Source organism: Kitasatospora sp. NPDC094028 (genome assembly GCF_049543595.1).
Classification (GTDB): domain Bacteria; phylum Actinomycetota; class Actinomycetes; order Streptomycetales; family Streptomycetaceae; genus Kitasatospora.
On the sequence record NZ_JBMVFA010000002.1, the window covers coordinates 380313 to 394698 of the forward strand.

The 14386-nt window shown below is 72.7% G+C and carries 16 protein-coding genes; 8 read left to right on the plus strand and 8 right to left on the minus strand.

What is annotated here, in order from left to right; genetic code table 11:
* Positions 1–42: 42 nt before the first annotated feature.
* The 5 genes from pstC to ACPC54_RS04780 are packed head-to-tail and all read left to right on the plus strand — an operon-like array spanning position 43 to position 5943.
* Positions 43–1077, plus strand: coding sequence for a phosphate ABC transporter permease subunit PstC (gene pstC / locus ACPC54_RS04760; RefSeq protein WP_498961181.1), 1035 nt, complete (start codon positions 43–45; stop codon positions 1075–1077).
* A 39-nt stretch (positions 1078–1116) separates the two neighbouring features.
* Positions 1117–2328: a phosphate ABC transporter permease PstA gene (pstA, locus tag ACPC54_RS04765; protein ID WP_498961183.1), complete on the plus strand. Its 1212-nt coding sequence runs from the start codon at positions 1117–1119 to the stop codon at positions 2326–2328.
* Between the two features lie 38 nt (positions 2329–2366).
* On the plus strand, positions 2367–4130 hold the full coding sequence (locus ACPC54_RS04770) for a phosphate ABC transporter substrate-binding protein PstS (protein WP_498961185.1): 1764 nt from the start codon (positions 2367–2369) through the stop codon (positions 4128–4130).
* Positions 4127–5026: a class E sortase gene (locus tag ACPC54_RS04775; protein WP_498961187.1), complete on the plus strand. Its 900-nt coding sequence runs from the start codon at positions 4127–4129 to the stop codon at positions 5024–5026. Before ACPC54_RS04770 ends, ACPC54_RS04775 begins: the two co-directional genes overlap by 4 nt.
* Positions 5027–5049: 23 nt before the next feature.
* Complete coding sequence (locus ACPC54_RS04780) at positions 5050–5943, plus strand: phosphate ABC transporter ATP-binding protein (RefSeq protein ID WP_498961189.1); 894 nt, start codon at positions 5050–5052, stop codon at positions 5941–5943.
* Here ACPC54_RS04780 and ACPC54_RS04785 read toward each other — a convergent pair.
* Entirely contained in the window at positions 5919–6794 is an 876-nt protein-coding gene (locus tag ACPC54_RS04785) for an HAD family hydrolase (protein WP_498961191.1), read from the minus strand. The two genes, ACPC54_RS04780 and ACPC54_RS04785, sit on opposite strands and share 25 nt — an antisense overlap.
* A gap of 156 nt (positions 6795–6950) precedes the next feature.
* On the opposite strand from ACPC54_RS04785, the gene ACPC54_RS04790 reads away from it, so the two are divergent.
* Positions 6951–7106: a hypothetical protein gene (locus ACPC54_RS04790; protein ID WP_498961193.1), complete on the plus strand. Its 156-nt coding sequence runs from the start codon at positions 6951–6953 to the stop codon at positions 7104–7106.
* A 14-nt stretch (positions 7107–7120) separates the two neighbouring features.
* Here ACPC54_RS04790 and ACPC54_RS04795 read toward each other — a convergent pair whose 3' ends face one another.
* From ACPC54_RS04795 to ACPC54_RS04805, 3 genes are read right to left on the minus strand one after another with little or no spacing between them, the layout of a single operon-like run.
* Entirely contained in the window at positions 7121–7243 is a 123-nt protein-coding gene (locus tag ACPC54_RS04795) for a hypothetical protein (protein ID WP_498961195.1), read from the minus strand.
* Entirely contained in the window at positions 7240–7578 is a 339-nt protein-coding gene (locus tag ACPC54_RS04800; protein WP_498961197.1) for a hypothetical protein, read from the minus strand. The genes ACPC54_RS04795 and ACPC54_RS04800 overlap by 4 nt, the downstream gene beginning before the upstream one ends.
* On the minus strand, positions 7575–8072 hold the full coding sequence (locus ACPC54_RS04805; RefSeq protein ID WP_498961199.1) for an ATP-binding protein: 498 nt from the start codon (positions 8070–8072) through the stop codon (positions 7575–7577). Before ACPC54_RS04805 ends, ACPC54_RS04800 begins: the two co-directional genes overlap by 4 nt.
* Before the next feature lie 126 nt (positions 8073–8198).
* Here ACPC54_RS04805 and ACPC54_RS04810 point away from each other — a divergent pair, with 126 nt between their 5' ends.
* A complete protein-coding gene (locus ACPC54_RS04810; protein ID WP_498961201.1) occupies positions 8199–9032 on the plus strand; it encodes a helix-turn-helix domain-containing protein in 834 nt (277 codons plus the stop codon).
* On the plus strand, positions 9029–9241 hold the full coding sequence (locus tag ACPC54_RS04815) for a DUF397 domain-containing protein (protein ID WP_498961203.1): 213 nt from the start codon (positions 9029–9031) through the stop codon (positions 9239–9241). The genes ACPC54_RS04810 and ACPC54_RS04815 overlap by 4 nt, the downstream gene beginning before the upstream one ends.
* Positions 9242–9407: 166 nt before the next feature.
* Here the strand turns inward: ACPC54_RS04815 and ACPC54_RS04820 are convergent, their stop codons facing one another.
* Genes ACPC54_RS04820 through kdd form a run of 4 tightly spaced genes read right to left on the minus strand, consistent with a single transcriptional unit; the run spans position 9408 to position 14333 of the window.
* Complete coding sequence (locus ACPC54_RS04820) at positions 9408–10877, minus strand: amino acid adenylation domain-containing protein (RefSeq protein ID WP_498961205.1); 1470 nt, start codon at positions 10875–10877, stop codon at positions 9408–9410.
* Positions 10878–10924: 47 nt separating this feature from the next.
* Positions 10925–11710: a lysine 5,6-aminomutase subunit beta gene (kamE, locus tag ACPC54_RS04825; RefSeq protein ID WP_498961207.1), complete on the minus strand. Its 786-nt coding sequence runs from the start codon at positions 11708–11710 to the stop codon at positions 10925–10927.
* Positions 11707–13278 (minus strand): lysine 5,6-aminomutase subunit alpha, encoded by a 1572-nt coding sequence (gene kamD, locus ACPC54_RS04830; RefSeq protein ID WP_498961209.1) that lies wholly within the window; start codon positions 13276–13278, stop codon positions 11707–11709. Before kamD ends, kamE begins: the two co-directional genes overlap by 4 nt.
* Positions 13278–14333: an L-erythro-3,5-diaminohexanoate dehydrogenase gene (gene kdd, locus ACPC54_RS04835; RefSeq protein WP_498961211.1), complete on the minus strand. Its 1056-nt coding sequence runs from the start codon at positions 14331–14333 to the stop codon at positions 13278–13280. Before kdd ends, kamD begins: the two co-directional genes overlap by 1 nt.
* Positions 14334–14386: the final 53 nt, after the last annotated feature.

Genomic DNA, 14386 nt, shown 5'->3' on the forward strand with positions numbered 1-14386 from the left:
CCGTGCCCTCGTCCACCCGCCCCCGAGCCCGGAGGACAGACCATGACAGCCGCCGCCGAGCCAGCGGCACCGTACGGCGGGTCGGCGTCGGGCCGACCCGACGACGGGCCGGACCAGGACGTCCCCCGCACGATCATCGTCTCCGCGACGCCCGGCGACCGGGTGTTCCGCGGCGTGCTGCGGACGGCCGGCCTCTCGGTCTTCGCGATCATGGGCCTGATCGCGTTCTTCCTGATCCTGCGCGGCACCGACGCGCTGCGCGCGGCCGGTCTCGGCTTCCTCACCGAGCAGAAGTGGCAGACCGCGGCCCACAACTTCGGCATCGGGGCCGTCCTGCCCAACGGCCTGCTGATCGCGGTGATCGCGCTGGTGATCGCCGTCCCGGTGGCGCTCACCACCGCCGTCTTCATCTCCGAGTACGCGCCGGTGCGGCTGCGCGGCCTGCTGATCTCGCTGGTCGACCTGATGGCGGCCATCCCCAGCATCGTCTACGGCCTGTGGGGGCTGTTCTTCCTCCAGCCGCGGATCATCGGCTTCACCCGCTGGCTCTCCAACCACCTCGGCGACGCGATCCCGTTCCTGAAGGTGCGCACCGGCGACATCTCGACCTCGTACACCTCGTCCACGTTCATCGCGGGCGTGGTGGTCTCGCTGATGATCATCCCGATCGTCACCTCGCTCAGCCGCGAGGTGTTCTCCCAGGCCCCGCAGGGCGAGCGGGAGGGCGCCTACGCGCTGGGCTCCACCCGCTGGGGGATGGTCCGCTCGGTGGTGCTGCCGTTCGGCAAGGGCGGGGTGATCGGCGCGGTGATGCTGGGCTTCGGCCGGGCGATGGGCGAGACCATCGCCGTCGCGCTGATCATCTCGCCGAGCTTCAAGCCCATGACGCACATCCTGGAGAACGGCGCCAACTCCATCTCGGCGCTCATCGCGCTGCGCTTCGGGGAGTCCGACCCGGTGTCGCTCTCCGCGCTGATGGCGGCCGGCCTGGTGCTCTTCGGCCTGACCCTGCTGGTCAACGTGGCGGCGGGCTTCGTGATCAACCGGTCCCGCTCCGGGGCCGCCACCGCGGACTGAGGCGGCGCCCATGACCCTCCCCGTCGAAGGGACGACCCGATGACCACGCTCGACCGCCCGCCGGTCGCCGGACCCGCGGAGGTCACGGCGCCCCCCGCCAGGGCGCCGCGCCCCGAGACCAAGCTGCGGCTCGGCGGCGTCACCCGCGAGGACGTGTTCACCGTGGCGGGCGCGCTGGTCGGCGCGCTGGCGCTGGACTGGACGCTGTACGAGCGGGTGCTGCCGTTCAGCGGCGCCCTGGGCTTCCTGCTCTGCTGGTACCTGCTGTTCCTGGCCGGCTACTTCACGCTCGGCCTGATGCAGTGGGGCAGGCTGATGGTGCGCGACCGGCTGGTGTCGGTGCTGGCCTGGAGCTCCGGACTCCTGGTGGTCGCGCTGATCGGCGACCAGATCGGCTACGTGGGCGAGCGCGGCTGGGAGGCGGCCCAGCACCTCAACTTCTTCACCGAGTCGATGGAACGGACCGCCGCGCTCTCCCCGATCACCTCCGGCGGGGCGCTCAACGCGATCGTCGGCTCGCTCGAACAGCTCGGCCTGGCCACCCTGTTCGCGGTGCCGCTGGGCATCGCGGCGGCGGTCTTCATGTCCGAGGTCGGCGGCCGGATGGCCCGCCCGGTACGGACCCTGGTCGAGGCGATGACGGCCCTGCCGTCGATCGTGTCGGGCCTGTTCATCTTCGGCGTCCTCATCGTCGGCCTCGGCGTCGAGAAGTGCGGCTTCGCGGCCTCGCTGGCGCTCACCGTGATGATGATGCCGATCGTCACCCGGGCCGCCGAGGTGGTCATCCGGCTCGTGCCCGGCACCCTGCGCGAGGCCTCGTACGCGCTCGGCGGCAGCCAGTGGCGCACGGTGTGGAACGTGGTGCTGCCGACCGCCCGGCCCGGCCTGGTGACGGCGGTGGTGCTCGGCATGGCGCGCGGCGTCGGTGAGACCTCGCCGGTGCTGCTGACCTCGGGCTTCACCCCCGGCTTCAACGCCGACCCGTTCCACGACCACCAGGTGTCGCTGCCGCTGTACATCTGGAACTACGTCAAGCAGCCCCACCCGGGGATGGTCGCGCGCGCGTTCGCCGCGGGGCTGACCCTGATGGCCGTGGTGCTGATCCTGTTCGTCACCGCGCGCGTGCTCGGCGGGCACCAGCCGGGCGAGCTGACCCGGCGCCAGAAGCGGCGGATCGACCGCGACGCCCGGCGGGCCGAGGCCTCGGCGCCCGTCGCCGGTGCGGGCCTGCCGCGGCCGGGGAGCAGCTGATGACCGACCCAACCACCCTCCATACCAGAGGAGTTCGCATGTCGACGGGCGCTGTGGCCCGCCCCGCGGCCCGCGGGCTCGCCCTGCTGCTGTCCCTGCTCCTGCTCGCCGCCGCCCCGCTGCTCGGCCCCGGCTCCCGCGCGTTCGCGGCGACCGTCGCGCTGAGCGCGGACGGCTCCAGCTGGGCCGCGCCGGCCCTCGACCAGTGGCGCCAGGACGTCGGGCCGCAGGGCATCCAGATCAGCTTCAACCCGATCGGCTCGGCGGCCGGCCGCAACCTGTGGTCGCTCGGGCAGGACGACTTCACCGCCTCCGACGTGCCGTTCCGCACCGCGCAGGACCAGGGCGTCGGCAAGGCGGGCCAGGCCGGTTACCAGGGCAGCGCCGAGCAGGCCAAGTACGGCTACTCGTACGTCCCGATCACCGCCGGCGGCACCACCTTCATGTACAACCTGGAGGTCGGCGGCAAGCAGGTCCGCGACCTGCGGCTCTCCCCGCAGACCATCGTGGACATCTTCACCAACAAGATCACCAACTGGAACGACGCGAAGATCACCGCCGACTACGGCAAGGCGCTGCCCAGCCAGCCGATCACCCCGGTGGTCCGCTCGGACGGCTCCGGCGCCACCGCCCAGTTCACCCGCTGGATGGAGCACACCCACAAGGACCAGTGGGACGCCTACTGCACCTCCGTGAACGGCGTGCCCTGCGGCGACTACACCGAGTTCTTCCCGCCGTCCGGCCGGATGACCGCGCAGAGCGGCTCGGACATCGTCGCCGGCTACATCAAGGCCTCCACCGGCAAGGGCACCATCGGCTACGACGAGTACGCCTTCGCCAAGCTCAGCAACTGGCCGGTCGTCAAGGTGCTCAACCAGGCCGGCTACTACTCGCTGCCGACCGCCTCCAACGTCGCCGTGGCGCTCACCGCCGCCAGGATCCGCGGCGTCGACGACAACACCCCGCCGAACGACCCGAACTACCTGCAGCAGAACCTCGACGGCGTCTACACCATGGACGACCCGCGCTCCTACCCGATCTCCAGCTACAGCTACCTGATCGTGCCGCGCGCCGGCGCCGCCAACCCGCCGCCGGACCGGGTCACCCCCGAAAAGGGCGCCGCGCTCAGCCGGTTCATCGCCTACGTGCTGTGCGAGGGCCAGGGCGAGGCGGACGGCCTCGGCTACTCGCCGATCCCGCGCGGCCTGGTCCGCGGCGGGCTGCTGCAGACCAAGTCGATCCCCGGCAACGCCAGCCCGGTCAACCCGGACACGCTCGCCAACTGCGCCAACCCGACCTTCAACGCGGCCGGGGAGCTCACCGTCCTCAGGAACGCGCCGATGCCGAGCCCGTGCGACAAGCAGGGGCAGCCGCTGGACTGCGTCGTGCAGAACGGGCAGGCGGTGAAGAAGGGTTCGGACGGCTCCGGCTCCGGTTCCGGCGGCGCCGGAGGCACGGGCGGCACCGGCGGCGGGACCGGCGACAAGGGCACGGGCGCCGGCGGTCCGGGCGGCGCCGGGGACCCGAACGCGCCCGCGGCCGCGGCCGACCCGAACGCCGCCGCGGCCGGCGACGGCACCGCGGACGACGTGATCGACCCGCAGACCGGCCAGGTCGTCGCCCGCGGCCGCGGCGGCGGCGCGACCGAGGTCGCCGCGAACGTGGTCGAGGTGTCCGGCCGCCCCGAGGACTGGACGCTGTCCACCCTCACCGCCCTCGAACTGCTCGCCGTGGTGCTGGTGCCGCCGCTGCTCGGCCGCCGACTGCTGCGCCGCCGCCGCGACTCCGGCGGTGCCTCGTGACCGCGCCCGTGCTCGACAAGCCGGCGGCGCCCGCCGTGGCGCGGGTGAGCCCCCCGGCGCCGGCGGCCCGGCCGGCCGTCACCCCCGGCCGGCGGCGGTTCCTGCAGGGCGCCTGGGCGGTCTGCCTGCTGGCCGCGCTGGTGCTCGGCTTCGTCGGCTACCTGTTCACGCTCTCGCACCTCCAGGAACGGCACTACCAGTCCACCGCCTACAAGACCTTCCAGGACCAGCTGGCCCGGGCCGTCGCCCCCACCGGCGCGGCGCCGGACGGCGATCCGGTGGCCCTGCTGGACATCCCCGCGATCGGGCTGCACCAGAGCGTCGTCGTCGAGGGCACCACCGGCCGGGACCTGATGCGGGGCCCCGGCCACCGGCGGGACACCGCGCTGCCCGGCCAGAGCGGCGTCGCGGTGCTGTTCGGCCGGGGCGCCACCTTCGGCGCGCCGTTCGCCGACCTGTCCGAGCTGCGGGTCGGCGACAAGATCGAGGCCACCACCGGGCAGGGGAGGTCCACCTACACCGTCAACGTGTACGGCGACGGCGACCACCCGATCACCGACCCGGCCCGCAACCGGCTCGTCCTGGTCACCGGCGACTCCGACTGGATCCCCGGCTCCACCGTGCTGATCGGCGCCCGGCTCGACGGCGACCCCCAGCCCGACCCCGGCGGCCGGCCCGCGAACACCGCCCACGACAAGGCGCTGGCCGCCGACAAGGGCGCGCTGGCCGCGCTGCAGCTGTGGTCGCTCGGCCTGCTGGGCGCGGTCGTCGGCGGCCTCTGCCTGGCCCGGCACTGGCGGCCCCCGGCCGTCTACCTGAGCCTCGCGCCGGTCGTCGGCGCCCTGCTCTGGGCGGTGTACGAGAACGCCGCCGCCCTGCTGCCCAACCTCTACTGACGCGCGCCCGGAGGACCGAACCGATGACCGACACCACGCGGCAGCCGCCGCCCGACGCGGCGGCGGGCGACCAGGCCGCCGACACCCTCACCCTGCCGGCCGCGGCTCCCCCGGTGCCCCCCGCCGGGCCTCCCACCGGGCCGCTGGCCGGGCTGGAGACCCGCGAGGTGTCCGCCTGGTTCGGCTCCCGCAAGGTGCTGGAACGGGTCTCGCTCGCCATGCCGGCCGGCGAGGTCACCGCGCTGATCGGCCCCTCCGGCTGCGGCAAGTCCACCTACCTGCGGATTCTCAACCGGATGCACGAGATGGTGCGCGGCGCCGCCCTCGCCGGCGAGGTGCTGCTGGACGGTGACGACGTGTACCGGGCCGGGCGCCGCCCCGCCGAGGTGCGGCGCCGGATCGGCATGGTGTTCCAGCGGCCCAACCCGTTCCCGGCGATGTCCATCGAGGACAACGTGGCCAGCGGGCTCAAACTGGCCGGGATCAAGGTGTCCAAGGACGAGCGCCGTGAACTCGTCGAGACCAGCCTGCGCCGGGCCGGGCTCTGGGACGAGGTGTCCGGCCGGCTGCACACCCCCGGCGGCGCGCTCTCCGGCGGGCAGCAGCAACGCCTGTGCATCGCCCGGTCGTTGGCCGTCTCGCCGGACGTCCTGCTGATGGACGAGCCGTGCTCCGCGCTCGACCCCACCTCCACCCGGCGGGTCGAGGAGACCATCGACGAACTGCGCGGGCGGCTCACCATCGTGATCGTCACCCACAACATGCAGCAGGCCCAGCGGGTCTCGCAGAGCTGCGCGTTCTTCCTGGCCACCCACGACACCCCCGGGCGGATCGTCGAGGCCGGGCCGACCGCGCGGATCTTCGGCAGCCCGCGCGACCAGCGCACCTCGGACTACGTCAACGGGCGCTTCGGGTAGCTCTCCTGGAGCCCGAGCAACTCCTCCAGGACGGCGGCGACGCCGTCCTGGTCGTTGCTCACGGTGTGCCGCGCCACCGCCGCCAGCACCTCCGGGTGCGCGTTGGCGACGGCGTAGGCGGTGCCCGCCCAGGCCAGCATCTCCAGGTCGTTCGGCATGTCGCCGAAGGCCACCACCTCGCTCCGGTCGATCCCGTGCTCGGCGCACCAGCGGGCCAGCGTGCTCGCCTTGGTGACGCCCGGCGCGCTGATCTCCAGCAGCGGGATCGGCGCCGAGCGGGTGATCTCGGCCAGGTGCCCGGCCGCCGACCGGGCCTCGGTGAGGAAGGTGTCCGGGTCGAGGTCCGGGTGCTTGGCGAGCAGCTTGAACAGGCCGCTCACCCGGCCGCCCGGGCCCAGCAGCTCCTCGGCCGAGCCGATCGGATGGTCGGTCTCCTCACCCCACATCGGCACCGCGTACTCCGGCTCGCGGGCGAAACCGGCCGGGTACTCGAAGGCGAACGCGGTGCCCGGCAGCTTCGCCCGCAGCACGTCCACCACCGCGAGCGCCGTCCCGGCCCCCAGCGGGAACGACTCCAGCAGCTCGCCGCGCCGCACGTCCACCACCGCGCCGCCGTTGGAGCAGATCGCCACCCCGTGACCGCCGATGTGCGGGCTCACCTGCTGCATCCAGCGCGGCGGGCGGCCGGTCACGAACACCACCTGCGTCCCGGCCGCCTCGGCCGCGGCCAGCGCGGCCGCGGTGCGGTCGCTCACGGTGCCGCCGGCGCAGAGCAGAGTGCCGTCCAGGTCGGTCGCGATCAGGCGGGGGGCGGTGCTGCGGGGCTCGGTCACCGGACCATCTTCGCCCATCCGCCCGGTCGGGTCACGACGGCGGTACGGGCCTGCTTTCGGCCGTCTTCGGGGCGCCGGGCGCCGTTTTCCGGCCGATCGGCGGGGTTGACGCGTGTCCGGAACGGGGGCCGCGGGCAGGAACCGGCCGTGGCCACCACATCGGCAGAGAGAACCGTGCCCACCACCTTCGAGACCACCGAGGCCCCGGCCCGGGACACCTCCCGCGACCCGGTGCTCCTCGGCGACGTCCTCTTCCACACCCTCGCCGACCTCGCCCGCCGCGCCCCGGCCCCCCTCCTCCCCACCCAACGCACCCGCCCGCACCCGTAGCAGCGGGGACCGCCTCAGGCGCCGATCAGCTCGCGGCCGTCATGCCCGACCACGGCCCCGGCAACGAAGCCAGTGACCCCGGCGGCCTCGGCCTCGGCCACCAGACCGGCCACGAACTCGGGAGAGGGGACGGTCATGGCAGCTCCATTCGTAGGGTGCGAGTGGGGTGGTCGAGCCAGGCCTGCCGGGTGTGCTCGGTGACGGTGATCCCGAACCGCTCGGGGCCGGGGCTGCCCCGGTCCTCCCACCAGAGATAGGCGGCCTCGATCTCGCCCCAGAGGCGGCGGGAGCCGTGCTGGTGAACGGTGAAGCGGTCGTGGTCGCGGTCGGCGGCCGCCCAGGAACGGGCGTCCGTGGTGGCGACCCAGAGGCGGTCGGCGTCGGTGTCCCAAGCGGTCCAGACATCGGGCTTGCGCGGGGGCGGTTCAGGTGCGGGCGTGTCCTCGGACTCCTCGGGCGGGAGGGGCTTCACCGCTCGACGATCGGGAGATCGGCGTGGACGACCTTCCCGAGCGGGAGCGGCGTGACGCCCCACTGCCCACGCGTGAGCCGGTGGACCATGGCCAGCCCCCGGCCCGAGGTGGAATTGCAGTTGGCCCGGATCATCACGGGTATCACCCGGGACCCGTCACCGACGAGGATGCGAACGACCCGGTCGGACGGGCGCCGCACGGCGACGACCATGCGCGTCTGGCACCCGGTCTTGACCGCGTTGGTGGCCAACTCGCTGACGATCAAGGTGGCTTCATCAATCAGCTCGTCCAGCCCCCACTCCCGCAGCTTGGCACGTACCAAGCGCCGCGCCGCCCCCACCGACTCCGGAAGGTACGGCAGGCAGACGGTTGCCGGCTCGGGGCGCTGAACCGGTCTCCCGGCATGGAGCCAAGCAAGCGTCAGCTCCAGGTCTTTGGGGATCGTCCGGGCTTCGTGTCCGACCTGTCGCGGGCGCGTCTGTTCTGAAGGCATGGGTGGCTCCATAGGTTGCTCGGCGCAGTCAACGCCTCACCTGGCGTAGCCATGGTGGCGTGCCTTCCCTTACGATTGCCAGGTCTCAACCTTCACTGTTCTGGTGCGTCACAGAGGGGTCGGGCCGTGGAGTCGAACGAATATGACGAGACGTCATCTCTGGCCATCCGCTTCGGGCGGGAGATCCGCAGGTTGCGGAAGGCCAGAGGCTGGTCCCAGGCCGAGCTCGGCAGGAGGATGCGCTATTCGCACGGGTTGATCTCCTACATCGAGGGAGCGAAGAAGCCCATCACTCTTAAATTTGCAGTGAAAGCCGACGAGGTGTTCGAAACCGGCGGCACCTTCGTGGAGTTGTGGCGGATGTACTCCCGCGCATCCCTGCTGGAAGGGTTCCCTGAGTACGCTCTCCACGAGACCAAGGCCCTTGAGGTCCGCCACTTCGAGCTGGGCATTGTGCCCGGTTTGCTCCAGACACCGGAATACGCGCAGGCGTTCGCTTCCGCCGCCGTTCGGCGGGGCAGCATCACCGAGAAGCAGCTGGACGAACGCCTGGACTTCCTCGTGACTCGCCAGCGCCTGATCGACCGACAGCCGGTTCCTCATCTCCACTTCGTGCTGGACGAAGGGGCGCTGCGGCGAACGGTCGGCGGGCCCGATGTGATGGCGCGACAGAGGGACCACCTCGAAGCCCTTGCCGGCAGGCCGAACATCACGATCCAGGTGGCCCCGTTCGAGCTCGCGGAAGAGCTGCCGTTCACCATGATGGTCACGCTGCTGACCATGCCGGATCGAACGCTCCTGGCATACTCGGAGTGCCAGTTGCGCGGCTTCCTCGCAAGGGACAAGCAGACTGCTCGCGCCTGGGAGCGGGACTACCACCAGCTCCAGGTGGAAGCGCTGTCGAAGGCCGCGTCGCTGGAGATGATCCGCAGTCCGCAAGGCGTGAGAGGAACGTCATGATCCCCCCTGTAGACCTGTCCGGCGCCGCGTGGTTCAAGTCCAGCTACAGCAACAACGGCGGGTCCTGCGTCGAGCTGGCCCCGAACTTCCCCGGCCTGGCCCCAGTTCGTGACTCCAAGGACCCCCAGGGCCCCGCTCTCGTCTTCCCGGCTGACGCCTGGAAGTCGTTCGTCACCGCTGTCCAGCTTGGCGAGTTCGGCGCGATCTGAGTCACCGAGCGAGCCCGGAAGCAGGCCCCTGCCCGGTTGGGCAGGGGCCTGCTTCGACACGGCAGGTCGGTGCCGCGTCCCACTGATGGTCCTCGATCTTCCCCGGCGAGGGACGGTTGGTGCGTAGGAAGTCGGCCCGGCCGACTTCCTACGCACCAACCCGGGGTCACGCCGCCAGGAGAGCCGTGCGGTCCAGCTTGCCGTGGGGGGTCAGCGGGAGCTGGCGGAGGTGGTGGATCTGCTGGGGGAGCATGTGGGCGGGCAGGCATTCCGCGAGGTGGGTGCGGATGTCGCGGGCCGGGACCGCTTCCGGGTCGGCGACGACGTAGGCGGTGAGGGACTGGGCGTCGGGGGTGACGGTGCAGGCGGCGCTGCTGACTCCGGGGATGGTGCGGAGGGCGGCTTCGATTTCGCCCAACTCGATACGGAAGCCTCGGAGTTTGACTTGGCCGTCTTGGCGGCCGAGGTAGCTGAAGGAGCCGTCGAGCTCTTCGATGGCCCAGTCGCCGCTGTGGTAGTGGCCATCGGTGAAGCGGGCGGCGTTCAGTTCGGGGCGCTCCAGGTAGCCGTGGCTGACCGACGCCCCGGAGACCCAGAGTTCGCCGGGTTGGCCGGGCGGGACAGGAGCTCCGTCCGCGTCGCGGAGGGTGATGGCGAGGTGGGGGAGGGGGCGGCCGATGGGGGTGCGGCCGGGGCGGGCGCCTGCCAGGAGCTCGGGGGTGAGGGGGCAGAACGTCACGTGCACGGTGGTCTCGGTGATGCCGTACATGTTGACCAGGGTGGCATTGGGGCCGGTGCCGGCCTGCCAGAAGCGGCGGACGTCGTCGGGGACCAGTGCCTCGCCACCGAAGACCACGTGGCGGAGGGCGGGGAAGGAGAGGCCCAGAGCGACGGCTTCGGTGACGAGGTTGCCGAAGGCGGAGGGGACCTGGTTGAGGAAGGTGACCTCCCGGTCGGCCAGCAGCTGGGCGAAGGACTCCGGGTCGGCGGCGCTCTCGCGGTCGACGACCACCGCGTGGCCGCCGTACAGCAGCGGCCCCCACAGCTCCCACACGCTGAAGTCGAAGCTCCAGGAGTGGAAGATCGTCCACACCTCCTCCGGCCCGAGGTCGAACAGCGGAGCGGCGGCGTCCATCAGGCCCAGCACATGCGCGTGGCTGACCAGGCAGCCCTTGGGCAGTCCCGTGGAGCCGGAGGTGTAGATGGCGTACGCGGTGTCGGCGGGGGTGGCCTTGGCGACCGCGCCCGGGCGGGTGGCGAGTGTGAAGGGGCCGATGGTGGTGAGGGGCGATTCACCCGGCAGCAACGGGGCGTCGGTGAGGACGAGTTGGGCGCCGGAGTCGTCCAGCAGGTGCTGCTGCCGGGCCTCCGGGTAGCCGGGGTCGACGGGCAGGTACGCGGCGCCCGAGCGGAGGATGCCGAGGATGCCGCCGGGCGCGTGCCGGGTGCGGTCGGCGCGCAGGGCGACGAGCTGCCCGGGGGAGACCCGCCCGGCCAGGGTGGCCGCCACCTCGGAGGCGAGGGCGTCGAGTTGGCGGTACGTCAGTACGCCGGAGGTGTCCGAGACGGCGGTGCGGTCGGGGTACCGGGCGGCGGTCGCGGCGAAGCGGGTGTCGAGGCGGTCGGCCGTGGTCATGGGACGCTCCGGGTCCGGGAGTCGGTGATGCGGCAGGTGTGGTGCGCTCATCGCGGGCCCACCCCCGTGAGCGCGTGCACCAGGTAGCTGGCGACGTCGGCGGGCGTGGTGCCGCGGCCGAAGACCCGGTCGGCGCCGAGTTCGGCGGCGGTGCCCGGGTCGAAGCGGGGGCCGCCGACGACCAGCAGCGGGCGCTCGTGCTCGGCGAACTCGGCGCGCAGTTCGGCACTGAGTTCCTTGACGTTGGTGAGGTGGGCGTCCCGCTGGGTGACCACCTGGGAGACCAGGACGGCGTCGGCGCCCTCGACGCGGGCCCGGCGGACCAGGTCGGGGACGCTGACCTGCGCGCCCAGGTTGAGCACCTTCAGCTCGCGGTAGTACTCCAGGCCCTTCTCGCCCGCGAAGCCCTTGATGTTGAGGATGGCGTCGATGCCGACGGTGTGCGCGTCGGTGCCGATGCAGGCGCCGAGCACGACGAGCTTTCGGCCGAGCCGCTCGCTGACGGCGGTGTTGGCCTCCTTGGCGGTCAGCAGCGGGTACTCGCGCTCGACGACCTCGATCTCGTCGAGGTCGACCTCGTGCACCACCGGGCCGTACACGACGAAGAAGCTGAAGTCCCGCCCGATCGGCTTGGAGTGGACGAGCAGCGGCCGGTCGAGGCCCATCTTCCGGGCGAGCTGCAGGGCGGCCCCGTCGGCGAGCGGGCCGTGCGGGACGGGCAGGGTGAAGGAGAGCTGGACCATGCCGTCGTCGGTGGTGTCACCGTACGGGCGCACGGTGGTGGCGACGGAGGGCAGCGTCGGGGCGTCGGGAAGCAGGAGGTCCGGGGTCACGTGGTCTCCAGGAGGTCGATGGCGGGGTTGCGGTAGCCGGCGGCCCGCGCCACCACGCCGTCCGCGCCGCGGCCGCCCTCGGCCGTGCGCCGCATGCCGCCGAAGGTGCCGGCGGCGATGGCGTCCAGCAGGCCGCGCTCGCGGATGTCGGCGAGCAGGTCGACCGCCTCGCCGAGGACCTGGCCGGCGCGGCGGGCGATCAGGCCGTCCGGGGCGGGGTGGAAGTCCTCCGCGAGGCCGCCGGCCGCGTCCAGCACGTAGCGGATGTTGCGCAGCGCGAGGTCGCGGTCGGAGAGGAAGGGGGTGACGACGGCCTCGGTCATCATGCCGACCAGCAGGATGCTCTGTTCGGTGAGCGCGCCGGCCAGGTTGAAGAAGCCGTTGAGCAGGTAGCCGTGGAAGACGTCGCCGGTCATGTGCCGGGTGGGCGGCATCCACTTGAGCGGGGCGTCCGGGAAGAGTTCGCGGGCGAGCAGGGCGTGCGCGAGTTCCAGCCGGAACGAGTCGGGCACCGCCGGGTCGATCTCGAAGGCGTGGCCGAGGCCGAGTTGGCCGTCCGCGAGGCCGGCCTCCTTGGCGAAGTACTCGTTGAGCAGCTGGCTGGCGGTCACGGTGTGGGCGGCGTCGACGGCGTCGGCGGTGGTGAGGTAGTTGTCCTCGCCGGTGTTGATGACGATGCCGGCCCGGGCGTGGAGCTGGCGGGAGAAGCGCTGGTCGACGAAGGTGCGCACCGGGTTGATGTCGCGGAACAGGATGCCGTACATGGAGTCGTTGAGCATCATGTCGAGGCGTTCCAGTCCGGCCAGCGCGGCGATCTCCGGCATGCACAGCCCGGACGCGTAGTTGGTGAGCCGGACGTAGCGGCCGAGTTCGGCCGAGGTCTCGTCCAGCGCGGCGCGCATCAGCCGGAAGTTCTCCTGGGTGGCGTAGGTGCCCGCGTAGCCCTCGCGGGTGGCGCCGTCCGGGACGTAGTCGAGCAGTGACTGCCCGGTGGAGCGGATCACGGCGATCACGTCGGCGCCGCCCTGGGCGGCGGCCTGGGCCTGCCGGATGTCCTCGTGGATGTCGCCGGTGGCGACGATCAGGTAGATCCAGGGGCCCTTCGGGTTGCCCCAGCGGCGCACCAACTCCTCGCGCTCGCGCCGCCGTTCGTCGATCCGGGCGATGCCCCGGCCGACCGCCGTGCGGGCGGCGGCCTCGGACCGTACGGCGGCGTCGCCCTCGGGGACGCGGAACGGCACGGTGCGGGTGGCGGCGCGGGCGGCCAGGTCGGTCAGGTCGCGGTACTCGCCGCTGCGCAGCGCCTCCCAGACCGGCAGGCAGACGCCGTGCTCCAGTCCGACCTGGTCGCGGACGGCGTCGACCAGCCGGTTCGCCCACGGGATGCCCTCGGGGTCGGCGCCGTTCAGGCCGGCCAGGCGCAGGGTGGCGCGCTCGACGGCGACGGTGGTGTGCGAGCGGGCCAGGTCGACGACCGGGCGGCCGGCCTGGGCGGCCAGTTCGCGGGCGCGGCGGACCAGCACCGGGTCGAGGCCGAGCTTGCCCGGGGCGCGTACGGCGGTGGTCATCACAGGCTCCCGGCGAGGACGGGCTCGGTGCCGAGCCGGTGATCGAACAGCGCCCGCACGCCCGGCTCCTGCCGGATCAGGTCGAGCGCGAGGGCGGCGTGCCCGGGCTGGTAGCCGTTGCCGATCAGCATGGTGACGTCGCGGGCCAGCCCCTCGGCGCCGAGCGCGGCGGCCGGGAACGAGGTGGCCATCGAGAAGTAGACGACGGTGCCGCCGTCCCGGGTGGCCAGGATGGCCGGGTGTTCGCAGCCGGGCACGTCGGTGCAGACCACGGTGACGTCGGCAGGGCCGCTGTGCGCGTCCAGCAGGGCGGCCAGGCCCACCGGGTCGCGGGCGTCGCCGAGCAGCGCCAGGTCGGCCAGCCCGGACTCCTCCAGGGCGCGCCGCTCGGCCTCGTTCGGCACCACGCCGATCAGCCGTCCGGCGCCGGCCCGGCGGGCGGCGGCCAGCGACAGCGAGCCGGACTTCCCGGCGGCGCCGAGCACCAGCACGGTGGGCGTGGGCAGCGGTTGGGCGCGGACGACCCGCTCGGTGAGCGCGGGGGCGCCGCACACGTCCAGTACGGACAGCGCCAGCTCGTCCGGCAGGTCGTCCGGCAGGACGGCGGCGATCGAGCGGCCGAACAGCACCGCGTGGCCCTTCGCGGGGATCCGCTCGCTCAGGCCGTCCCAGCCGAGCAGCCCGTCGTAGACGGCCAGCGGGGTCAGGCTGAGCGAGACCAGGGTGGCGATCCGGTCGCCGGGGCGCAGGCCGAGCGGCGAGTCCGGGCCGACCGCGTGGACGCGGCCGATCAGCATGCCGCCGGAGCCGGTGACCGGGTTGTGCATCTTGCCGCGCTCGTCGATGATCGCGCAGACCTCGTCGCGGATCGCCGGGCCGTCGCCGCGGTGCTTGTCGTGCAGCTGGCGGTAGGAGGCGGCGTCCAGGTTCAGCACCTCGACGCAGACCAGCACCTCGTCGTCGGCGATCACCGGGTCCGGGTCGAGCCGCCAGGCGGCCTGCGGCAGCACGCCGGCGGGCTCCAGCACCCGGTGCAGTCCCATCGAAAGACTCATGCGCCCGCCTCGCTCCGCTCGGCGAGGGCATTCGCCCACGCGCACCTTTCGAT